General features: G+C 59.7%; 17 protein-coding genes. 13 read left to right on the top strand and 4 right to left on the bottom strand.

The features are described from left to right. Positions 1 to 194: 194 nt before the first annotated feature. The gene (locus AC1DQ3_RS13860; protein ID WP_477120759.1) at positions 195 to 545 is read left to right on the top strand and encodes a hypothetical protein; all 351 of its coding nucleotides are present in this window, start codon (positions 195 to 197) and stop codon (positions 543 to 545) included. A gap of 48 nt (positions 546 to 593) precedes the next feature. Here the strand turns inward: AC1DQ3_RS13860 and AC1DQ3_RS13855 are convergent, their stop codons facing one another. Genes AC1DQ3_RS13855 through AC1DQ3_RS13845 form a run of 3 tightly spaced genes read right to left on the bottom strand, consistent with a single transcriptional unit; the run spans position 594 to position 3,164 of the window. Then, complete coding sequence (locus tag AC1DQ3_RS13855) at positions 594 to 1,349, bottom strand: enoyl-CoA hydratase/isomerase family protein (RefSeq protein WP_477120758.1); 756 nt, start codon at positions 1,347 to 1,349, stop codon at positions 594 to 596. A 10-nt stretch (positions 1,350 to 1,359) separates the two neighbouring features. Then, positions 1,360 to 1,962 carry a cysteine dioxygenase family protein gene (locus AC1DQ3_RS13850; protein ID WP_477120757.1) on the bottom strand — a complete coding sequence of 201 codons (603 nt, stop codon included), beginning with the start codon at positions 1,960 to 1,962 and terminating at the stop codon, positions 1,360 to 1,362. Beyond that, positions 1,959 to 3,164: a CaiB/BaiF CoA transferase family protein gene (locus tag AC1DQ3_RS13845; RefSeq protein ID WP_477120756.1), complete on the bottom strand. Its 1,206-nt coding sequence runs from the start codon at positions 3,162 to 3,164 to the stop codon at positions 1,959 to 1,961. The genes AC1DQ3_RS13850 and AC1DQ3_RS13845 overlap by 4 nt, the downstream gene beginning before the upstream one ends. Positions 3,165 to 3,346: 182 nt before the next feature. Here AC1DQ3_RS13845 and AC1DQ3_RS13840 point away from each other — a divergent pair, with 182 nt between their 5' ends. Both AC1DQ3_RS13840 and AC1DQ3_RS13835 read left to right on the top strand, forming a co-directional pair. Beyond that, a complete protein-coding gene (locus AC1DQ3_RS13840) occupies positions 3,347 to 4,201 on the top strand; it encodes an IclR family transcriptional regulator (protein ID WP_477120755.1) in 855 nt (284 codons plus the stop codon). Between the two features lie 97 nt (positions 4,202 to 4,298). Next, positions 4,299 to 5,726, top strand: coding sequence for an NAD-dependent succinate-semialdehyde dehydrogenase (locus AC1DQ3_RS13835; RefSeq protein WP_477120754.1), 1,428 nt, complete (start codon positions 4,299 to 4,301; stop codon positions 5,724 to 5,726). Positions 5,727 to 5,848: 122 nt separating this feature from the next. Here AC1DQ3_RS13835 and AC1DQ3_RS13830 read toward each other — a convergent pair whose 3' ends face one another. Further along, positions 5,849 to 7,069 carry a DUF2252 domain-containing protein gene (locus AC1DQ3_RS13830; RefSeq protein ID WP_477120753.1) on the bottom strand — a complete coding sequence of 407 codons (1,221 nt, stop codon included), beginning with the start codon at positions 7,067 to 7,069 and terminating at the stop codon, positions 5,849 to 5,851. A 523-nt stretch (positions 7,070 to 7,592) separates the two neighbouring features. Here AC1DQ3_RS13830 and AC1DQ3_RS13825 point away from each other — a divergent pair. The 10 genes from AC1DQ3_RS13825 to AC1DQ3_RS13780 form a co-directional block, all read left to right on the top strand. After that, the gene (locus tag AC1DQ3_RS13825) at positions 7,593 to 9,761 is read left to right on the top strand and encodes a type I secretion system permease/ATPase (RefSeq protein ID WP_477120752.1); all 2,169 of its coding nucleotides are present in this window, start codon (positions 7,593 to 7,595) and stop codon (positions 9,759 to 9,761) included. Continuing rightward, positions 9,758 to 11,191, top strand: a complete 1,434-nt coding sequence (locus tag AC1DQ3_RS13820; RefSeq protein ID WP_477120751.1) for an HlyD family type I secretion periplasmic adaptor subunit — start codon at positions 9,758 to 9,760, stop codon at positions 11,189 to 11,191. Before AC1DQ3_RS13825 ends, AC1DQ3_RS13820 begins: the two co-directional genes overlap by 4 nt. A 71-nt stretch (positions 11,192 to 11,262) precedes the next feature. After that, a complete protein-coding gene (locus AC1DQ3_RS13815; RefSeq protein ID WP_477120750.1) occupies positions 11,263 to 11,787 on the top strand; it encodes a hypothetical protein in 525 nt (174 codons plus the stop codon). 2 nt (positions 11,788 to 11,789) lie between these two features. Next, entirely contained in the window at positions 11,790 to 12,017 is a 228-nt protein-coding gene (locus AC1DQ3_RS13810) for a hypothetical protein (protein ID WP_477120749.1), read from the top strand. A 35-nt stretch (positions 12,018 to 12,052) separates the two neighbouring features. Then, positions 12,053 to 12,631 carry a hypothetical protein gene (locus AC1DQ3_RS13805; RefSeq protein WP_477120748.1) on the top strand — a complete coding sequence of 193 codons (579 nt, stop codon included), beginning with the start codon at positions 12,053 to 12,055 and terminating at the stop codon, positions 12,629 to 12,631. A gap of 309 nt (positions 12,632 to 12,940) precedes the next feature. Continuing rightward, entirely contained in the window at positions 12,941 to 13,480 is a 540-nt protein-coding gene (locus AC1DQ3_RS13800) for a hypothetical protein (protein ID WP_477120747.1), read from the top strand. Then, the gene (locus AC1DQ3_RS13795) at positions 13,470 to 14,456 is read left to right on the top strand and encodes a hypothetical protein (protein ID WP_477120746.1); all 987 of its coding nucleotides are present in this window, start codon (positions 13,470 to 13,472) and stop codon (positions 14,454 to 14,456) included. Before AC1DQ3_RS13800 ends, AC1DQ3_RS13795 begins: the two co-directional genes overlap by 11 nt. 65 nt (positions 14,457 to 14,521) lie before the next feature. Further along, a complete protein-coding gene (locus tag AC1DQ3_RS13790; protein ID WP_477120745.1) occupies positions 14,522 to 14,650 on the top strand; it encodes a hypothetical protein in 129 nt (42 codons plus the stop codon). Between the two features lie 19 nt (positions 14,651 to 14,669). Beyond that, complete coding sequence (locus tag AC1DQ3_RS13785) at positions 14,670 to 15,068, top strand: hypothetical protein (protein ID WP_477120744.1); 399 nt, start codon at positions 14,670 to 14,672, stop codon at positions 15,066 to 15,068. A 5-nt stretch (positions 15,069 to 15,073) separates the two neighbouring features. After that, positions 15,074 to 20,380 (top strand): calcium-binding protein (locus AC1DQ3_RS13780; protein WP_477120743.1); only part of this gene is annotated, 5,307 nt, incomplete at its 3' end.

The following is a 20,380-nucleotide window of genomic DNA, read 5'->3' as shown; positions in this document are numbered from 1 at the left end:
TCAGCGGACGTCTGTCAGACGGAAAGCCAATTGTAAGCAGTTGTTTGGATCCGGGCACGAGCCTTGGCGGCGGGAAGTCAAACAATAGCGAAATGCGCAACACGAGTGGCCCTCGGCGTCTCGCAGAGCGGCCTTCGCGGCGTCCCCGCGAAGGTACCGAGGGCCGTGCCGATCCCTAAGCCATGAGGTCCGAAATGTCGAAGATCAAGTCGATTCGCTTTTTGCAAGCTTCCACCGCCCTGGCCGCCGGCCTGCTATGTGCCGCTTCCTTTGCCCAGGCGCCCGCCACCCCTGCCGATAGCGGCAACGCCGCTGTACCGGCCGGCACGACCCAGATCGAGCCGCCCAAGGACCCGCTGGTGCAGCACCGCGATGCCAACAAGCAGGCTTCGGACGAATACAAGTCCAAGAAGAAGGCTGCCAAGAGCGAGTACAAACAGGAGGTCAAGTCCGCCAAGCAGCAAAAGAGCGCGCAGAAGTCAGACAACAATGCGACGCTGAAGCAGGAGATGTCGGCCGCGCCTGCCAACGCGCCGAAGAACTAAGCGTACACGGGCGCCCTTTGCGGGCACCCAAGGCATAAGCGCCCCGCTTTAGCGCCTGGACGCCTCCCGATAGGCCGCGATGCGCGCCTTGAGTCCGGGCCGGGCAGCGGAGCGCACCAGTTCGGCTAACTGCGCCGCGCGCGCCGCCTCGGCCGCGCCCTGGCCGCCTAGCGTGGCGGCCAGGATGGCGGCCTGTGTCGGGGCATCGAGCCGCCGCGCCCGCGCGGCCAGCGCCGCGAGCGCGGCGGCGCGTTCCTCCGGCGCCAGCACCGCGCCGGCCAGCCCGGAAGCCAGCGCTTCATCGGTCGGCACGGCACGTCCGCTGACGATCCATTCCCGCGCCGCGGCCACGCCGACCAGTTGCGCCAGCCGCGCACTGCCCAGCACCAGGCCAAAGGCCGCACCCGGGAAGGCGAGGGTGCTGCCCTGCGCGATCCAGCGTTGCTCGCAGGCCGCCAGCAGGTCGGCGCCCGCGCCCATGGCGCGTCCCTGTACCAGCGCTACGGTGGTGAAGGGCGCGCCGTGCACGCTTTGCAGCAGCAGCTCGACGCGCACGAAGCGCGCCAGCAGCGAATCGTCGCTCTCGTTATCCAGATCGCCCAGGTCGAAGCCGGTGCAGAAATGCGTGCCGGCGCCCTCGATGGCGAGCAGACGCGTGCCATCGTGGTGGCAGGCCTGCACCGCCGCCGCCAGTTCCGCCACCAGCGCGGCGGACAACGCATTGCCGCGCTCGGGCCGGTTCAGCATCAACCGGGTGACGTCGCCCTGTCGATCGACCAGCAGGATGCCTTGTCCTTGTGTCACCGTTGCCTCCTCACGCCGCCGCCGGGGGCCACAAGTTCGGCACCAGCGCGTTGGAGTAGCCGGAGACGAAGGGCTTGGTCTCTGCGCTCGCGGCATCGTAGACATGGCGCTGGATGCGGCCGATATTGCCGCCATACAGGTGAATGCTGATCGAGACCTGGTCGTCATGGGCATTGCGCACGCGGTGCACATCGCCCAGCGTGGGCGAAACCGCGGCCACCTGGCCTGCGGACAGCAGGACCTCGCCGCCGTCGGTCACCAGTTGCCCAGCCTCGACACGGTAGCGCTGCTCGATCTCGGCGCCACGCAGCACGCCGATCAGGCCCCACACGGTATGGTCGTGGACCGGCGTCTGCTGGCCCGGCCCCCACACGAAGCTCACCAGCGAGAAGCGATCGAGCGGGTCGCCGTAAAGCAAGTGCTGCTGGTAATAGATGGGATGCGGCTGCGCCATGGCGTCGGGCAGCCAGTCGTCGTGCGCCACCAGCGCGCGCAGCGGACCGGTGGCACAGGCCAGCAGCACGGCCTCGTTCGCGCCCGCGGGGCCGGCCTGTTCCACCAGCCGGCTAATGTTGGCGACGAACTCGCGCAGGCGTTCGATCTTGTCGTTCATGATGCTTTCCCCCTGCTTTCCCCCGAGAAGTCCTGGTCCGCGCCGGCCAGCGGGTAACGTGCGCGAATGGCGTCGTTATGCTCCCCCAGCGCGGGCGGGTCGCGGCGGATCGGCAGGCCCTGGCCGTCAAGGCGCAGCGGCGAAGCAAAGGTGCGCGTCTGGTGCCCGCCGGGCAAGGTCAGCGGCTGCACCCACTCCATATGCGCGACCTGGGGATCGTCGAGCGCGGCGGCGTAATCGTTGATGCGCGCATGCGGCACGCCGGCAGCATTGAATGCGGCGATCCAGTGCGCCACGCCGGCACCGGCGAAACACTCCTCCAGCAGCGCCTTGAGCGCAGCCTGGTTGGCGGCGCGATCGCGCGTGGTGGCAAAGCGGGAATCGGCCGCCAGCGCCGGCAGCCTGACCACCCGCACCACTTCCAGCCAGAGCTTCTGGTTGCCCGCGGCAATGGCAAAGCAGCCATCGGCGGCCCGGAAGGCCTGGTACGGTGCATTGCGCGGATGGGCCGAACCGAGCTTGACCGGGCTCTTGCCCGTGCCGAAGTATTCGCTGGTCTGCAGCGCCGCGATGCCGAGCGTGCAACCATACATCGGCACGTCGATATGCGAGCCCGCGCCGCCGGCACGCACGCGCGCCAGCGCGCTGGCAATGGCGAAGGCGGCATAGAGCCCGGAAGCGAAATCGGCCAGCGGCACGCCACACTTGACGGGCGCGCCATCGGGCTCGCCCGTCACGCTCATCACCCCGGCTGCGGCCTGGATGGTCAGGTCGAAGCCGCCCTCGCCGGCGCGCGGCCCGCTCTGCCCGTAGGCCGATACCGAGCAGTACAGCAATTGCGGCCGCCGCTCGCGAACGCTCGCATAGCCCAGGCCGAGCCGGTCCATCACGCCGGGGCGGTTGTTCTCGATCACCACGTCGGCGTCCAGGATCAGTTGCCGCGCCAGCGCGACGTCGGCGGGATCCTTCAGGTTGAGCGCCACCGATTGCTTGTTGCGGTTGAGCGAGGCGAAGTTCTCGGAGAACCCGTTCGACAGCGGCGGCCACTGGCGCAAGGTGTCGCCGTCCGGCGGCTCCACCTTGACCACTTCGGCACCCATGTCGGCCAGCAGCATGCCGCAGAAGGGCCCGGCCGCCACGGTACAGAACTCCACCACCCTGACCCCGTGCAGGGGCAGGTCCTTCTCGCTGACATCGTGCATCTGGATACCCGGGAAACGTTGGCGGCGTGGCTGATTCCGGGCTGTTGGCGCCATCGCGTCCGCAAGCCCGGCATCGCCTCTGCAACCGCGATGCAAACCATTATATTCACGTTCCAAAATAGGCTACTATCGTTCCACATTTGAGAATTCATGCCGGGTGCATCACACGCGGCGAGTCCGTCATGAACAACACCCTGATCAAGGGCCTGGGCGTCATCGAGTTGCTGGCGCACTGCGACCGCCCCCTCGGCCTGACCGAGATCGCCACCCACCTGGGCCTGGCCAAGAGCAATGTGCACCGCCTGCTGCAGGCGCTGACCGAACTCAATTATGTGATCCGGGACGCCTCCGGCACAGGCTACAGCGCCTCCATCAAGCTCTGGGAACTGGGCTCCGCGGTGCTCTCGCGCCTGGACCTGCGTCGCCACGCTGAAGCCTGGATGGACAAGCTGATGCACGCCAGCGGCGAAAGCGTGCATCTTTCGGTGCTGGATCGCGCCGAAGTGGTCTACGTGCACAAGATCGACAGCCCCAACCCGGTGCGCGCCTATACCCAGATCGGCGGCCGTGTGGTGGCGCACTGCGTGGCCACCGGGAAGGCCATGCTGGCCTTCCAGCCGGACGCCGCGCTGCAGCGCATATCGGCCGCGCTGGTGCCGTCCACACCCAACAGCATCGTCGAGCCGGAACGCTTCCTGCGGGAAATGGACAAGATCCGCAGGCAAGGCTATGCGGTCAACCGGGGCGAGTGGCGCGAAACGGTCTACGGCGTGGCGGCGCCGATCAGCGACGGCAACGGGCACGTGATCGCCGCCGTCGGGCTGTCGGGGCCCGCGGAGCGCTTCAAGCCGCAGAAGATCAGGGACTTTGCCGGGATGGTGCTGAACGCCGCCACGGAGATTTCCGACAGCCTCGGTGGCGGCGCCCGGCACAATGCGCTGGCCCTGGCCACGCGCAGCATGGTGGCGGCACGGCGCCAGGCGCGGCACACCCGGCACCGAGCACCCGCCGGTGCACAAAACGAGCCGTCAGGTTAAGCTTGCGGTTTGGCCGCCGCGCCCGGCCGGGCGCGGCACCCCCACGGCGGCGGCACCGGCTGCGCTTGTCGCACGCAACCTTCTTCAGGAGAAAGGCATGTACCAGGATCTCGCCCTCTATATCGACGGGGAATTCGTCAAGGGAGGGGACCGACGCGAGCAAGACGTCATCAACCCGTCCACCCAGGAACTCCTGGGCAAGCTGCCGCACGCCAGCCGCGCCGACCTCGACCGCGCCCTGAACAGCGCGCAGCGCGCCTTTGAAAGCTGGAAGAAGACCTCGCCGCTGGATCGCTCCAGGATCCTGCGCCGCGTGGCGGAACTGACCCGCGAGCGCGCCAAGGAGATCGGCCGCAATATCACCCTGGACCAGGGCAAGCCGCTGGCCGAAGCCATCGGCGAAGTCATGAGCTGCGCCGAGCACGCCGAATGGCACGCCGAGGAATGCCGCCGCATCTACGGCCGCGTGATCCCGCCGCGCCAGCCCAATGTGCGCCAGATCGTGGTGCGCGAGCCGATCGGCGTCTGCGCTGCCTTTACGCCGTGGAACTTTCCCTTCAACCAGGCGATCCGCAAGATGGTCTCGGCCATCGGCGCCGGCTGTACGCTGATCCTCAAGGGCCCGGAAGATTCGCCCAGCGCGGTGGTCGCGCTGGCCCAGCTGTTCCACGATGCAGGACTGCCCCCGGGCGTGCTGAACATCGTCTGGGGTGTGCCGAGCGAGATCTCCACCTACCTGATCGAATCGCCGATCGTACGCAAGATCTCGTTCACCGGCTCCGTGCCGGTGGGCAAGCAGCTGGCCGCGCTGGCCGGCGCCCACATGAAGCGCGTGACCATGGAACTGGGCGGGCACTCGCCGGTGCTGGTGTTCGACGATGCCGATATCGAGCCGGCGGCGGAAATGCTGGCGCGCTTCAAGCTGCGCAACGCCGGGCAGGTTTGCGTGTCGCCCACCCGCTTCTACGTGCAGGAAAAGGCCTATGACAAGTTCCTGGCGCGCTTTACCGAAGTGATCGGCTCGATCAAGGTCGGCGACGGCCTGGAAGACGGCACCCAGATGGGCCCCCTGGCGCACGAGCGCCGCATCGCCTCGATGGAGCAGTTCCTGGATGACGCCAGCCATCGCGGCGGCAAGGTGGTGGCCGGCGGCTCGCGCATCGGCAGCAAGGGCTTCTTCTTCGCCCCCACCGTGGTCACCGGCCTGCCCGACGATGCCAAGCTGATGGTCGACGAGCCCTTCGGCCCGGTGGCGCCGGTGACGCGCTTCAAGGATGCCGAGGAAGTGCTGCGCCGCGCCAACAGCCTGCCCTATGGCCTGGCCTCCTATGTCTTCACCAACTCGCTGAAGACCGCGACGCTGGTGTCCAACGGCCTGGAAGCCGGCATGGTCAATATCAACCACTTCGGCATGGCGCTGTCCGAGACGCCGTTCGGCGGCATCAAGGATTCCGGCATCGGCAGCGAAGGCGGCCAGGAAACCTTCGATGGCTACCTGGTGACCAAGTTCATTACGCAAGTCTGATGGACAAGCCGCGGCCTGGCCGCCGCGGCAAAGGCGCCGGATGATGGCAGGCATGCATCGTCCGGCGCCGCTTCCCCGCATTCTCCGCATTCTCCGGCGCTGTCCCGCGCAAGGCCGTGACGTCAGCCCGGCTTGACCCTTTTCTTCCCCAGCCCTCGCGCCAGCCGGTAATCCTCCGCGAAATCCTTCCACTGTGCCTGCGCCAGCTCGCACCCGTGCCGTGCCAGCCGCAGCACCGGCGCGCGCCAGCGCGAACCGCTGGCAAACTCCTGCAACTGCTCGATGCGATCGGCGGCGTTGTGCCCGCAGCCGCGCATATGCGACCAGGCCGCCGTGCGCGCCATGGTAATCAGCACCTCGCGCAGTTCCTCGCGATCGGTGTGCGGGCCAAGGTTGACCCGGTCGGCGGTGGGCTGCAGGCTCTTGACGATAAAGGAAGACGCCTTCCCCATCGACACCGCGGAAAGCAGCGCAGGCGAGACCGCCTGCATGACGTGCTGGATATGCACCACGCGCGATGCGTCGCTGTCCCAGTTGGGTTGCGTGCGGTACGGCAGGCCTTGCCAGGCGCTGGGCGCGGCGCGCTTGATGTCGACCAGGCGCTGGCCCAGCGCATCGCCCTGCGCATGGGCCAGCACCACGTAACGCTCAAGCCCCAGGCTGCCAACGCCGGCAATCCGGCGGGCGGCATCATCCGCGACCAGCCGCCCATGCTGCGACTGCCGCCCGAACTCGCGCAGGATGGTGGCGGCACGCTTGCGCTCGCCCTTGCGTAGCGCCAGCGCATGCTTGCCGTCGACCAGCAGCCGCCGCTTGCCGTCACTGCGCACCGTGCGCTCGGCCAGCAGTTCGCCGCGGCTGCGGCGTTTGACGCGGCGCAGCAGTGTCGCGACCATGCCGGTGGCCGTGGCGCGCTCCACCCAGCGCGGCTTGCCGCTGGCCAGCACTGCCGCATAAGCATCGAGCATGCGCTCGGCGCCGGCACGCGCATCGGCGGTGGACAGTCCCAGTTGCGGTGCCGCGATCATCAGGCTCGATAGCAGGCGCACGAGATCCACCGTAAGCGGCGCGACCAGCGCATCGTCGAAGTCGTTGAGGTCGAAATAGACCAGGCCGTTGTCGCCCTTGAAACTGCCGAGATTCTCCAGGTGGAGATCGCCGCAGACATAGGTGGTCGGCGCCTCGATCAGCGCGGCCTCATTGCCCACGGCGGCGGCATAGAGATGGTTGGTGCCGCGCAGGAAAGCGAACGGATCCGTGGCGATGGCGGCGAGCTTGCGTGTCAGCCGCTCGGGATCGCGGCCATGGTTATAGATCAGGATGGCTTCCGTGGCTGGGTGCATGGCTTCCTCGTAGTGGCGGGCAACGGATCAAGTGTAACCGGCAAGCCACCTCGGATGAAATCTGCCCCGCCCTGAGTCCCCTTTGGAGCGTGCCGCGTGCCCAAATGCCTTCGGGAAAGACCAGGATCGGTGCGTTTGAGGTACTGGCCTAGCGCGTCCAATCCGGACCAACAGTCTGGCGGGCCACCCGCAGCAGGCCGGCGCTGACTACGGAATTCAGGATAATTATCGCTTATAGTAAATTTGCAAAAAGTTCTATTTCAACAGCATTCGAAGGCATGACAGACTCGCGTTAACGAGCAACTGAGGCATGCGTAAGATTTCGTTGATTCATCTTACTTCCGCTTGCACCTCGGGCGCCAGAAACAACATAGATAAACGCAGTCTTCTGGGGATTTCCGGGTGGTCATGACTCAGCTTTGCATTCAGCTCAAAGCAGTATGCTCGCGCGCGCGCAAAGCGCCGCGACCTCCAATCCATTTCGCTCGATCATCGCTCGCAGCCTGTCTTGGTTGACCAGGGCATGAGCGAACCTTCGCCACTTGCCTTGATCTCCGACAATGGCGAGACCCAGGACGAACTGCGCCCATCCGCGATAGACACCGGATTGGAATGCCTTTGCCTGATTGCTCGCTTCCACTCTCTGGCAGTGGAGAAGGCGCAGATCGAACACGAATTCCGTGCCGGCGCCAGTCTGTCCAGGCTGGAGTTGATACTAGCCGCAAGAAAGCTGGGGCTTTCTGCCAGGGCAAGTCGCGTGCGTGCTCAACGCCTGAACAAAGCGGCGTTGCCTGCGATTGCAGTCGGAAAGGATGGAAAATTCCTGGTCCTCGCCAAGGTGGATAAAGAAAAATGCCTGATTCACGATCCTGAATCACAACGCCCCGTAGTGCGGTCAACTGACGAATTCGATCAATGGTGGGCGGGAGAACTCATCCTGTTCGCCTCCCGTGCATCCATTGCCGGCGATCTCGCCAGGTTTGATTTCACCTGGTTCATTCCCGCCATCGTGAAATACCGCCGCCTGCTAGGCGAGGTAGTGGTCGTCTCCCTTGTCCTGCAGGTCTTCGCATTGATCACGCCGCTGTTCTTTCAGGTGGTGATGGACAAGGTATTGGTGCATCGTGGCTTCACTACGCTCGACGTCGTTGCGGCGGGCCTCCTTGTGGTCATCACCTTCGAGGTTGTCCTTACCTCGCTCCGCACTTATCTCTTCTCCCATACGACCAGCCGGATCGACGTTGAACTGGGTGCGAAGCTCTTCCGCCATCTACTCTCCCTACCGTTGTCTTATTTCCAGGCGAGACGGGTCGGGGACTCCGTCGCACGCGTGCGCGAGCTGGAGACGATTCGGAGTTTCCTCACGGGCAATGCCATCACCCTGGGGTTGGACTTGTTGTTCTCGTTCGTTTTCGTGGCAGTGATGTTCTACTACAGCGGCTGGCTAACGCTGATCGTCGTGCTGTCGCTGCCGTGTTACGTAATGCTATCGATCTCCTGGACGCCAATGCTGCGGGCCAGGCTCCACGAGAAGTTCAATCGAGGCGCTGAAAATCAGGCCTTCCTTGTGGAAACGGTGAGCGGGATCGATACGGTCAAGGCGATGGCTGTCGAGCCGCAGTGGACCCGCCAATGGGACAACCAACTCGCGGCCTATGTGTCGTCCAGTTTTCGCACTTCCACGATCGGTACGTTGGCAAACAGCGGCGTCACACTCGTAAGCAAGCTTGTGACGGTGGCGACAATGTACTTTGGCGCGAAACTTGTGATTGGCGGAGATCTGACTGTCGGCCAACTGATCGCATTCAACATGCTCGCCGGACAAGTCGCCCAGCCGGTCATGCGTCTGGCCCAACTATGGACCGACTTCCAGCAGACCGGCATTTCAGTACAACGATTGGGTGACATCCTCAATACGCGCACCGAGACTGTCGGCACCAAGTCCGCATTGCCTTCGATCCGTGGCCGTGTAGACCTGGACGCCGTGGTGTTCCGCTACAAACCAGATATGCCTGAAGTGCTGCGCAGCGTGTCGCTCTGCGTCGAGGCTGGCGAAGTCATTGGCATTGTCGGTCGATCCGGATCAGGAAAAAGCACGCTGACCAAATTGATTCAACGGCTATACACACCGGAGCAGGGGCGGATCCTTGTCGACGGCATCGACCTGGCGCTGGTGGATGCCACTTCATTGCGACGGCAGATCGGTGTCGTACTGCAAGACAACACACTGTTCGCCCGCACGATCCGCGAGAACATTGCTCTGACGGATCCAGGGGCACCGCTGGATGCGGTGATCCGTGCGGCAAGGCTGGCCGGTGCGCACGAGTTCATTTCCGATTTGCCGGAAGGCTACGACACCCTGGTCGGCGAACATGGCGCCACCTTGTCCGGAGGACAGCGACAACGTATCGCGATTGCCCGCGCATTGATGGTCAATCCGCGCATCCTGATATTCGATGAGGCCACCAGTTCGCTCGACTATGAATCCGAACGCATCATCCAGGACAACATGAAATCGATTTGCCGCGGCCGCACAGTGCTGATCATCGCACACCGCCTTTCAGCGGTCCGGGATGCCAACCGGATCGTTGTGATGGAGCACGGCAGGATCGTGGAGGTCGGAACCCACGCAGACCTTTTGGGAAAGCCCGATGGGCACTATGCCCGGCTCCACGCTTTGCAGGCTGGATGATGGGAAGCCTTGTTCTTCGCCTTAAGGTCTTCGCGGATCTCTTTGCTCGCTACGGAAAAGTATTCTCGCATGCGTGGCAAGCACGCAAGAGTCTGGAGTCCGCAGGATACAGCCGCGCAGAGGCCGAATTTCTGCCTGCTGCCCTCTCGCTTGTCGAGTCACCTGTCTCGCCGGCCCCGCGGGTAGTCATGTGGCTGCTAATCGCGTTTGCCGCGATCGCCCTGGTTTGGTCCATCTTTGGCCAGATCGATATCGTGGCGACAGCTCAGGGCAAGATTGTCCCGAATGATCGCATCAAGGTAATCCAACCTTTGGAGACGGCCAAGATCACCGGGATCCATGTCACTGACAGCCAGGAGGTGCGGGCTGGCGATATTCTGGTTGAACTCGATCCAACCGCGGCGCAAGCCGACCTGAATCGTCTTGACGCCGAGCACGTTGCAGCCACCTTGCAGATCACACGATCGCGCTCAATGATCGCGGCGATCGAACAGCGCCGGATGCCAGTCATGGAGCGGCCGGAGAACGTTCCTCAACCACAGTATCTGGACGCCAGCCTCCTTCTTGAGGGCCACTTTGCGGAGTACGCATCGAGGCGTACCCGCATGGAAGCCGATCTCGTTCGGCGCGAGGCGGAGCGTCAGTCAATCACCGAACTGATTCATAAGCTGGAGCAGACCGTTCCCCTTGCCCAGCAGCGTGCACGGGACTTCAAGGATCTGGTCGAGAAGAATTTCGTGTCCAGGCATGGTTACTACGAACGTGAACAGGTGCGCCTTGAGCAGGAAGGCGACCTGGCGACTCAGCGTAGCCGCTACACGGAGATCGAAGCCTCGATCACAGAAGCACGTGGCCAGTTGGCCGCGCTTGCCGCCGAGACCCGGAGAACCCATCTCGATAGCCTGAACGAGGCGCAGCAGAAGATTGCCGCGCTCGACCAGGAAGTACGCAAAGCACGGATGCGGGTGACTCTGACGCGACTCGTGGCGCCGGTGGATGGCACGGTTCAGCAGCTTGCCGTGCACACAGTCGGTGGCGTGGTGACGGAAGCACAGCCTCTGATGATTGTGGTACCCAAAGATAATCCGGTGGAAATTGAAGCATTCCTGGAGAACAAGGACATCGGCTTCGTCACCACCGGACAGCCGGCAACGGTGAAGATTGAGACTTTCCTTTACACCAAGTACGGGACGATTGATGGGACGGTCACTGCCGTTTCGCGCGACGCGATCAACGATGAGAAGAGAGGGTTGATCTACTTGTCGCGGATTCGGCTCGCGAAGACGGTAATTGACGTGGATGGGAAACTGGTTCGCTTGTCTCCCGGGATGTCTGTTACAGCGGAATTAAGGACGGGAAAACGTCGCGTCATTGAGTTCTTCTTGTCTCCACTTTTATCTCATAAATCGGAGAGTTTGACGGAGCGGTGAATGTTTATTTCGCAGAACCAGACCTGCCTCCTGCACCAATCACGTCAACTTCACCTATATAAACAAGAGCCATGAATTATCGAACTATTATTTGCTTCGCGCCGATATTTGTAGTTGGATCAATTCCATTCCTTGTTGGCGATACGGCCTGCGACGGAGGTCTAATTGATCGATTTGGCTGGATTCAATCAACATTTCCACCAATAAAGTTTTATATAATTAAATCATCATTTCCGTGTGTTTCTTTTTTATACTTTTCGTTGATGATGATGCTGGCTATTCCATACTCACTTATTGGCTTCTTCTCTGCCAGAGAATTCTACTTTAATCGTGGCAACGAAATCGCACGCAACAAATCAAAACTTCGACTTACATCAAGATTCGCGATTTCTATTTTAGCTATATTAACCTGCATATATTTTGCCCTCTTTGTAAACACAGGAATGGAATTTAAAACAGCCCTAGTAAATAGAAGCAGAGTTGCACTATATCTGGCGGGTTGGTTGTTATCCGGGGTAAATGCTGGCGCACTCGTTGGCTGCGTTTGTGCCATGGTTGAATTTTTATTCATATTTCTTCGCAAAGGAAGGAGATAAGCATGGCTTGGAATAAATTGGACGAATGGGATGCCGCAAGCAGCTCAGCACAATATCTCGGGAAAATCTTGGGAGAAGCTTCCGATAAACTCAATAGTCTTATCACGGCCGCTAACGATCTTGCCAGGCAGGAAATTCGTTCAGCCATCGTAAACCATGAGATGGCCCAAGCGTGGGATAGGGTTACATCAGCACTAAGCTCGGAGCTGGATATGCAGACATTTTGCTAAACAATTCCCCTACTATCATTATTCGCTAAAAATCAATGAATAATATTGAAAATAAGGGAACGGCGATATGGCGTCCAATTTTTCCGTCCTATTTCCCGATGACGGCACTATTATCCGGAATAGTACTTATTATTTTTTTGTCACTATTTCCTTCGCCAATTCACGATGAAGGCGAGAGTAAGATACTTTACGAATTATCCACCCGCATACCGGACGTACGCRCCGTCACCGAAAATTCAGAATTGCCGCTCCCGATTGCATTGTCTTACGGAAGCGCTATTCTGTTGCCCCCCATTTTTGGCGTGCTTACGGCGCTATCAATAATCAATTTGCTTCCCCTGCGCGAAGTGATCTCAAAGAAGAACGCTACCTCCAGGGTAATTATTACCCTATTCCTCCTGGTGGCCCTGATTTGCCCGTATCTAATTGAGTTAACCGGGAACATACATCAGCCATCTTCAAAAATCCTGCTGATCATAAAATCCAGTCGCGCAGCGATTGCATTATGGTCAATATGCACTCTCAATTTTTTCTATTTTTCCTGGCTTTTTGTTTTATTTGAAATTTCTAATTTCGCAAAATATATTACGGGATTGAAAAGTGGCGACAAATGATAATGTTGGATCCATAGTTTTTCATGATGTGAAAGATAATTTCAAGTCATATTGGACAGGCCCTACTGCCACAGTTTCCTCGTCGTCGGGATGGATTGCAACGTCAAGTCATGTCAGTGCAACGCGCCCAGTGCGCTACCCCCAATGAATGGCACCGGCGTGGTCCGGGATCTGCGCACTGCTGCCAGCCTCAGTCCGGCCCTGGCCGCTGTCCTCCAGAGCTACGTTCGGACCGAAACGCACGCAGGACAGCAGACACAACTCGATAACCTGGTCGACAGTTGGGCGCAAAGCTCGACTTAAATAGCCATGAATTATCGAACTCTTATTTGCTTCGCACCGATATTTGTAGTTGGTGCAATTCCCTTCCTTGCTGGCGATACGGCCTGCGACGGAGGTCTAATTGATCGGCTTGCCTGGATTCAATCAACATTTCCACCAATCAAATTTTATATTATTAAATCATCATTTCCGTGTGTTTCTTTTTTATATTTCTCGCTGATGATGGTGATGGCCATTCCCTACTCAATCATTGGCTTCCTCGCCGCCAGAGAATTCTACTTTAATCGTGGCATCGAAATCACACGCAATAAATCAAAACTGCGACTTACCTCAAGATTCGCGATTTCTATTTTAGTTATATTAATCTGCATATATTTTACCATTTTTGTAAACACAGGAATGGAATTTCAAATAGTTCCAGTAAATAGTAGCAGAGTTGCACTGTATCTGGCCGGCTGGTGGCTATCCGGGGTAGGTGCAGGCGCACAAGTCGGCGGTGTTTGTGCCATGGTTGAATTTTTATTCATATTTCTGCGCAAAGGAGGTGGTGAAAATAATGCCGAATGACATTCTGGAAAGGGGCAATACCCTTGCTGAAGCCCCGAAGGGGGCCGTGGACGTTGGCAGCAACGACGCTGGCTCCGTCGATCATGCCTCCAGCGTGCTTGGGTTGGCGGGTGTTGCCGTGGTTGCCGAAGGGGGGCCGCTGTTCCCGCATGGAAACGGTCTTCTCACGGTCCTGCGATCGACGGGGAGAAAGATGGAAAGTAACAAGTGGCGCAAAAGGTGTGGCATCGCGTCTGTATGGCTCGCGACGCTGCTGTGGTGCATGCAAGGTGCCGTGCTCGCGGCGTCGGAAAGGCCGTCCGCCATCGGACATCTTGGTGGCATTCCCGTCGTAATTCCATCACCGTATGCGCGGTTCCTCGAGTACGACGGCGATCCAAATTTCATGGAGCGCCGAACCGGACCAAAACCAGTGCGGACCTTTCAGTCCGGCATCAGTGGTTTCGCATTCGAGGTGCATTTCCCGGATATGACGGTGCTCGACCCGGACAACCACGATGACGCGCGTAAGGAAACCATCCGCACAACGAGATGGATGCGGGTCCTGGTCGATGCGAACACAAACTTCGGAACCGGCGGTGACACCGCCTTGGAACGGGCAGTCGAAAGTCTACGCGATCCAAAGCGGCGACAGTTCCCATATCGACGCCTTCAGGAACAAACGTACGGGCTGACAGGCTACGCTCCCATTGTCGAGTCATCCGCGAGCAGCGTGTGGACCTACGCGTCGAGCTCCAATGTCTATATCAGGAGAGACGACGCAGGTCGAGTCACCACGTTCATAGAGTGCGGAAACGCTTCCCACGCAGCTGAGCGTTGCCAGCAAAGGTTCCTTCTGCGGCCAGGCTTGCGCGTCAGCGTATCCGTCAACTTTCGTAGAGAACTGCTGAGCCACTGGATGGAGATTCAGGACTCAGTAACCGCGACCATCCTCGGCTTCAAGGCGAATGCCCTCACAACGAACAGCAACGAATAGGGAGCGAGACGTGCCTGCTCAAATAACGACCAGTGAACTGTCGCAGCTCAATGGGATGCTGCGGAATGGCTGGCGCCGATAGCCAGGAAGGCAACGACAGACTGGATGGCGGCTACGGCAGCCTGACTGGCGGATACGGCTCGGACACCTACGTCTTCGGCGTCGGCTCCGGCCAGGACACCATCAACAACTAAAAATCCATATAAACACAAAATGAATTCAGAATCATTAACACCAAAACCAAGGCGACATCCATACATCACTTTGGCAATAGGATTTACATTTCCATTATTAGTTGCATGGATTCACACCCATCACTTTCCACAATTCAATCGAGGAATTATTTTCTTTTTTTTGACGGCCCCATTCCTCATTGCACTTTTATTTGCCAATGAAATTCAATCAAAAAATAGAAAATCAATCACGCATCTTCTCGGAAAAACACAGCCACGCGACGCACTAATCGTCATGCATTCCCTAGAAAAAAATGACAGCAACATCGCATCAAAATTAGCAAAAAAATACTGGCTAACTCATTTAGCACAGATGTACTTGTCCGGCCACGTTTATGGTTGGTTTCTTCTTATATTTGGCTACTTTTTTAGGTGGTGAAAATAATGCAAAATATTATTATGACAGGTGGTAATATCCTTGCTGAAGCTCTGAAGGGGTACGCGGATGTTGGCAGCAACGACGCTGGCTCCGTCGATCACGCTTCCGGTGTGCTTGGGTTGGCGGGTATTGCCATCGCGATGGTTGGTTATAAGGATCACCCGTTCGGCAAGAGCCTGTCGACTTCTCTCGGCATCAAGGGCGCCGTCCTCGGTACCGTCTTGGGTGGCATTCAGCTGGCGGACGCAATTCAGCGTTATGAGGCTAGCGTGACTGGCCCGGCAACTTCCGCGGAACGTGAGGAGGCGCTGCAGAACCTCGCCGATAAAACTGCTGGAGTTGTGGCGTCTATTGGGGGAGCGATCGCGGCGGTCCCAGGTGGTCAAGCATTGGGTTTGGCCATTTGGCTTGGGGCGTCGCTCGCCCAGCAGGCGACGAATGGGAACATACAACGCAGCTACCGCTTCGTCACAAATGAGCTATCTTCATTGCTTGGCGCAAACATTGATTATGTTAATGCGACCCGCGTCCAACCACGGCGTGATCCCCTAACGCTAGACTTGGATGGCGATGGTCTGGAAACGGTAGGCGTAACCGCAAGTGCGGTGATGTTCGATCACGATGGCGACGGTGTAAAAAACGCTACAGGCTGGATCAACTCAGACGATGGCTTCTTGGTGCTAGACCGCAATGGCAATGGGAAAATAGACGATGGATCGGAGCTTTTTGGAGACTCCACGCCGTTATCGACGGGGGCCAAGGCATCGGACGGATTCTGTGCCCTGCGCGACCAGGATACAAACGCTGATGGCATAGTCGATGCATCAGATGAAAATTGGAACAAGCTGAAGGTATGGCGAGATCTGAATCAAGATGGCATAAGTCAGGCCGAAGAGTTGTTCACGCTAGCGAGTCTTGGAATAACCAGCTTCAACACGCGGTCACAGACGAACAGCCAGATACTGGCAGATGGAAATAGGATTGCAGACCTCGGTACCTATACGCGTGTCGACGGTGGTACCGGTTCGAATGGCGATATTGGCGAGATGGCTGACATCGACCTTGGCGAAGACAAATTCTATCGCGAGTATGCGGACAAGGTATCGATTAGAGATGATGTGAAAGATCTCCCGGACATGCTCGGATCAGGCCGCGTTAGAGATCTAAGGGAAGCAGCGAGTCTCGATACGCCAGCTGGCGCAATGCTCCGCGCAGCGCTGGCAAAATATGCGTCTTCTGAGAACAGACAAGAACAGTTGGCAATGCTTGATCCCTTGGTTGAGGCGTGGGCAAAAACCAGTGACCTAGATTACGATCGAATTCACAATTATGTTGAATCATGGAGAACCCAGCATCCCAATGCAGTGGTTTCTCTATCGCCTGCCGACGAGCGCCTTCTTGCTATCACGTCAATCTTCAGTGGCAATGATCGTCCCGAGACGCTTCTAGCTGGCGGTGGAACGGTCGAGCTATGGTCAGCCAGGCGTGACCTGTTGCAGCAGTCACTTAACGAGATTAAAGAGGCAACCTACAATTCCCTGGTTATCCAGACCAGACTAAGACCGTATCTCGATGCAATAAAAACGCATTTCGATGATGACGGAAGAATTCATCAGTCATTTGGTGACATTGGTATTATTTTATCCAAAAATTGTAACGAAGATATTTTCTCCGAATTGGGCGACCTGGTCGATCTGAATCGAGTGATCGATCCGCATGGAACGGGAATCGATGGTCGCTGGGATGGTTGGTCTCGGCTGGAAAAAATCTGGCAAGCTCTTCCCCACTCGACAGAGAAACAAGTATTCTCCGCCAACCTGAGCTCTGACTTCAGAATATTTCTTGGCAGTGGTGCAGGAGATGTATTGACTGGAACGGCCGGCGATGATGTTTTAGTGGGAATGCTGGGCAATGACACGCTTGTTGGCAACGAAGGCAACGATACCCTGCTTGGCGGTTCGGGAGCCGACTCCCTGAATGGTGGCAATGGCAACGACACCCTCGACGGTGGCGCCGGCAACGATAGCCTGATTGGCGGATACGGCTCGGACACCTACGTCTTCGGCATCGGCTCCGGCCAGGACACCATCAACAACTACGCGCCGAACGACACCACGGCGGGCAAGCTGGATGTAATCCAGCTGACGGGCCTGAAGGCCTCGGATGTCACGCTGCGCCGCGAGAATGATGACCTGGTCATCACCATCAACGGCACGAACGACGGCCTGCGCGTCTCGTCCTACTTCTACCAGGATGGGGTCAGCACATACGGCTACGCGGTAGACCGGATTCAGTTCGCCGACGGCGTCGCCTGGGACATCGCCACGGTGAAGACCCAGGTCCTGCTCGCGACGGCGGGCAATGACAGCCTGACGGGCTATGAGACCAGCGACGCTCTGAACGGCCTGGACGGCAATGACATCCTGCGCGGTCGGGGTGGAGACGATGTATTGGACGGCGGCGCAGGCAGCGATGCGCTGTATGGCGATGCCGGCAATGACACGCTCAAGGGCGGCTCCGGCGCCGATAGCCTGTATGGCGGAGACGGCAACGACTCCTTGCTGGGCCAGGAAGGCAACGACATGCTGGATGGTGGGTATGGCAACGACATCCTCGACGGCGGCACCGGCAACGATCGCCTGAGCGGCGGATGCGGCTCGGACACCTACGTCTTCGGCGTCGGCTCCGGCCAGGACACCATCCACAACTACGCACCGAACGACACCACGGCGGGCAAGCTGGATGTGATCCAGCTGACGGGCCTGAAGGCCTCGGATGTGACGCTGCGCCGCGAGAACGATGACCTGGTCATCACCATCAACGGCACGAACGACGGCCTGCGCGTCTCGTCTTACTTCTATCAGGATGGGGTCAGCACATACGGCTACGCGGTAGACCGGATCCAGTTCGCCGACGGCGCGGCCTGGGACATCGCGACGGTGAAGACCCAGGTCCTGCTGGCGACGGCGGGCAACGACAGCCTGACGGGCTATGAAACGAGCGACACACTGAACGGCCAGGACGGCAATGACATGCTGCGCGGGCGGGGTGGAGACGATGTATTGGACGGCGGCGCAGGCAGCGATGCGCTGTATGGCGATGCCGGCAACGACACGCTCAAGGGCGGCTCCGGCGCCGATAGCCTGTATGGCGGAGACGGCAACGACACCCTCGACGGTGGCGCCGGCAACGACAGCCTGACTGGCGGATACGGCTCGGACACTTACGTCTTCGGCGTTGACTCGGGCCAGGACACCATCAACAACTACGCGCCGAACGACACCACGGCGGGCAAGCTGGATGTGATCCAGCTGACGGGCCTGAAGGCCTCGGATGTGACGCTGCGCCGCGAGAACGATGACCTGGTCGTCACCATCAACGGCACGAATGACAGCCTGCGCATCTCCTCCTACTTCCATCAGGATGGGGTCAGCACATACGGCTACGCGGTAGACCGGATCCAGTTCGCCGACGGCGTCGCCTGGGACATTGCCACGGTGAAGGCCCAGGTCCTGCTGGCGACGGCAGGCAATGACAGCCTGACGGGCTATGAAACGAGCGACACCTTGAACGGCCAGGACGGCAATGACATGCTGCGCGGTCGGGGCGGAGACGATGTATTGGACGGCGGCGCAGGCAGCGATACGCTGTATGGCGATGCCGGCAACGACACGCTCAAGGGCGGCTCCGGCGCCGATAGCCTGTATGGCGGAGATGGCAACGACTCCTTGCTGGGCCAGGAAGGCAACGACATGCTGGATGGCGGCTACGGCAACGACATCCTCGACGGTGGCGCCGGCAACGACAGCCTGAGCGGCGGATACGGCTCCGACACCTACGTCTTCGGCGTTGGCTCGGGCCAGGACACCATCCACAACTACGCGCCGAACGACACCACGGCGGGCAAGCTGGATGTGATCCAGTTGACGGGCCTGAAGGCCTCGGATGTGACGCTGCGCCGCGAGAACGATGACCTGGTCATCACCATCAACGGCACGAACGACAGCCTGCGCGTCTCGTCTTACTTCTATCAGGATGGGGTCAGCACATACGGCTACGCGGTAGACCGGATCCAGTTCGCCGACGGCGTGGCCTGGGACATTGCCACGGTGAAGACCCAGGTCCTGCTGGCGACAGCTGGCAACGATAGCCTGACGGGCTATGAAACGAGCGACATGCTAAGCGGCCAGAACGGCAATGACATGCTGCGCGGTCGGGGTGGAGACGATGCATTGGACGGCGGCGCAGGCAGCGATACGCTGTATGGCGATGCCGGCAACGACACGCTCAAGGGCGGCACCGGCGCCGATAGCCTGTATGGCGGAGACGGCAACGACTCCTTGCTGGGCCAGGAAGGCAACGACATGCTGGATGGTGGCTACGGCAACGACATCGTCGACGGTGGCGCCGGCAACGACAGCCTGAGCGGCGGATACGGCTCCGACACCTACGTCTTCGGCGTCGGCTCCGGCCAGGACACCATCAACAACTACGCGCCGAACGACACCACGGCGGGCAAGCTGGATGTGATCCAGCTGACGGGCCTGAAGGCCTCGGATGTGGCACTGCGCCGCGAGAACGATGATCTGGTCGTCACCATCAACGGCACGAACGACAGCCTGCGCGTCTCCTTCTACTTCCATCAGAATGGCGCCAGTACCGCGGGCTACACGGTGGATCGCATTCAATTTGGCGATGGTGCCAGTTGGAGCTATGCGACCGTGCTTGCGAATCTGACAGCCACGCCAGCAAGCGGTCAGAGGCTGAATGGTACGAACGGGGCCGAAACGATGCTTGGAGGCAACGGTAGCGACAGCCTGTACGGCTATGGAGGCAATGACACCCTGGATGGCGGTGCAGGCAACGACTCACTCGATGGTGGCGCGGGCGACGACGTCTATCTGTTTGGCCGCGGCTCGGGCAAGGACACCATCTCCAGCGCCGACACCACGGTAGGCAAGCAGGATGTCATCCAGTTGGGCAATGGCATCACCACCGACGATGTGAAGGCCGTGCGCGAAGGCAACAACCTGGTGGTGACCCTCAAGGGCAGCGCCGATATCCTCACTGTCGCCAACTACTTCTACAACGACGCCWCCTACGGCTACCAGGTCGAGCAGATCCGCTTTGCCGATGGCGCGATGTGGGATGTGGCCGCCATCAAGGCGCTGGTGCAGGTCGCCAGCGCGGACAACGACACGCTGCACGGCTATGCCACGGCGGACACGCTCTTCGGGCTGGCTGGGGACGACACGCTGTACGGGTATGCTGGCAACGACACGCTCGATGGTGGCGATGGTGCCGACACGCTG

The sequence above is a fragment of the Cupriavidus sp. 01T418 genome (assembly GCF_056398885.1).
Note: the sequence above shows the minus strand (reverse complement) of the source record. Positions and strands in the feature narration are given on the sequence as shown.

What these genes read in the sequence shown, in the direction of transcription:
- AC1DQ3_RS13845 (WP_477120756.1), bottom strand. Translation starts at nt 3,164, where the DNA reads ATGCACGATGTCAGCGAGAAGGACCTGCCCCTGCACGGGGTCAGGGTG.
- AC1DQ3_RS13810 (WP_477120749.1), top strand. Translation starts at nt 11,790, where the DNA reads ATGGCTTGGAATAAATTGGACGAATGGGATGCCGCAAGCAGCTCAGCA.
- AC1DQ3_RS13795 (WP_477120746.1), top strand. Translation starts at nt 13,470, where the DNA reads ATGCCGAATGACATTCTGGAAAGGGGCAATACCCTTGCTGAAGCCCCG.
- AC1DQ3_RS13840 (WP_477120755.1), top strand. Translation starts at nt 3,347, where the DNA reads ATGAACAACACCCTGATCAAGGGCCTGGGCGTCATCGAGTTGCTGGCG.
- AC1DQ3_RS13835 (WP_477120754.1), top strand. Translation starts at nt 4,299, where the DNA reads ATGTACCAGGATCTCGCCCTCTATATCGACGGGGAATTCGTCAAGGGA.
- AC1DQ3_RS13800 (WP_477120747.1), top strand. Translation starts at nt 12,941, where the DNA reads ATGAATTATCGAACTCTTATTTGCTTCGCACCGATATTTGTAGTTGGT.
- AC1DQ3_RS13825 (WP_477120752.1), top strand. Translation starts at nt 7,593, where the DNA reads ATGAGCGAACCTTCGCCACTTGCCTTGATCTCCGACAATGGCGAGACC.
- AC1DQ3_RS13820 (WP_477120751.1), top strand. Translation starts at nt 9,758, where the DNA reads ATGATGGGAAGCCTTGTTCTTCGCCTTAAGGTCTTCGCGGATCTCTTT.
- AC1DQ3_RS13785 (WP_477120744.1), top strand. Translation starts at nt 14,670, where the DNA reads ATGAATTCAGAATCATTAACACCAAAACCAAGGCGACATCCATACATC.
- AC1DQ3_RS13830 (WP_477120753.1), bottom strand. Translation starts at nt 7,069, where the DNA reads ATGCACCCAGCCACGGAAGCCATCCTGATCTATAACCATGGCCGCGAT.
- AC1DQ3_RS13850 (WP_477120757.1), bottom strand. Translation starts at nt 1,962, where the DNA reads ATGAACGACAAGATCGAACGCCTGCGCGAGTTCGTCGCCAACATTAGC.
- AC1DQ3_RS13860 (WP_477120759.1), top strand. Translation starts at nt 195, where the DNA reads ATGTCGAAGATCAAGTCGATTCGCTTTTTGCAAGCTTCCACCGCCCTG.
- AC1DQ3_RS13790 (WP_477120745.1), top strand. Translation starts at nt 14,522, where the DNA reads ATGGCTGGCGCCGATAGCCAGGAAGGCAACGACAGACTGGATGGCGGC.
- AC1DQ3_RS13815 (WP_477120750.1), top strand. Translation starts at nt 11,263, where the DNA reads ATGAATTATCGAACTATTATTTGCTTCGCGCCGATATTTGTAGTTGGA.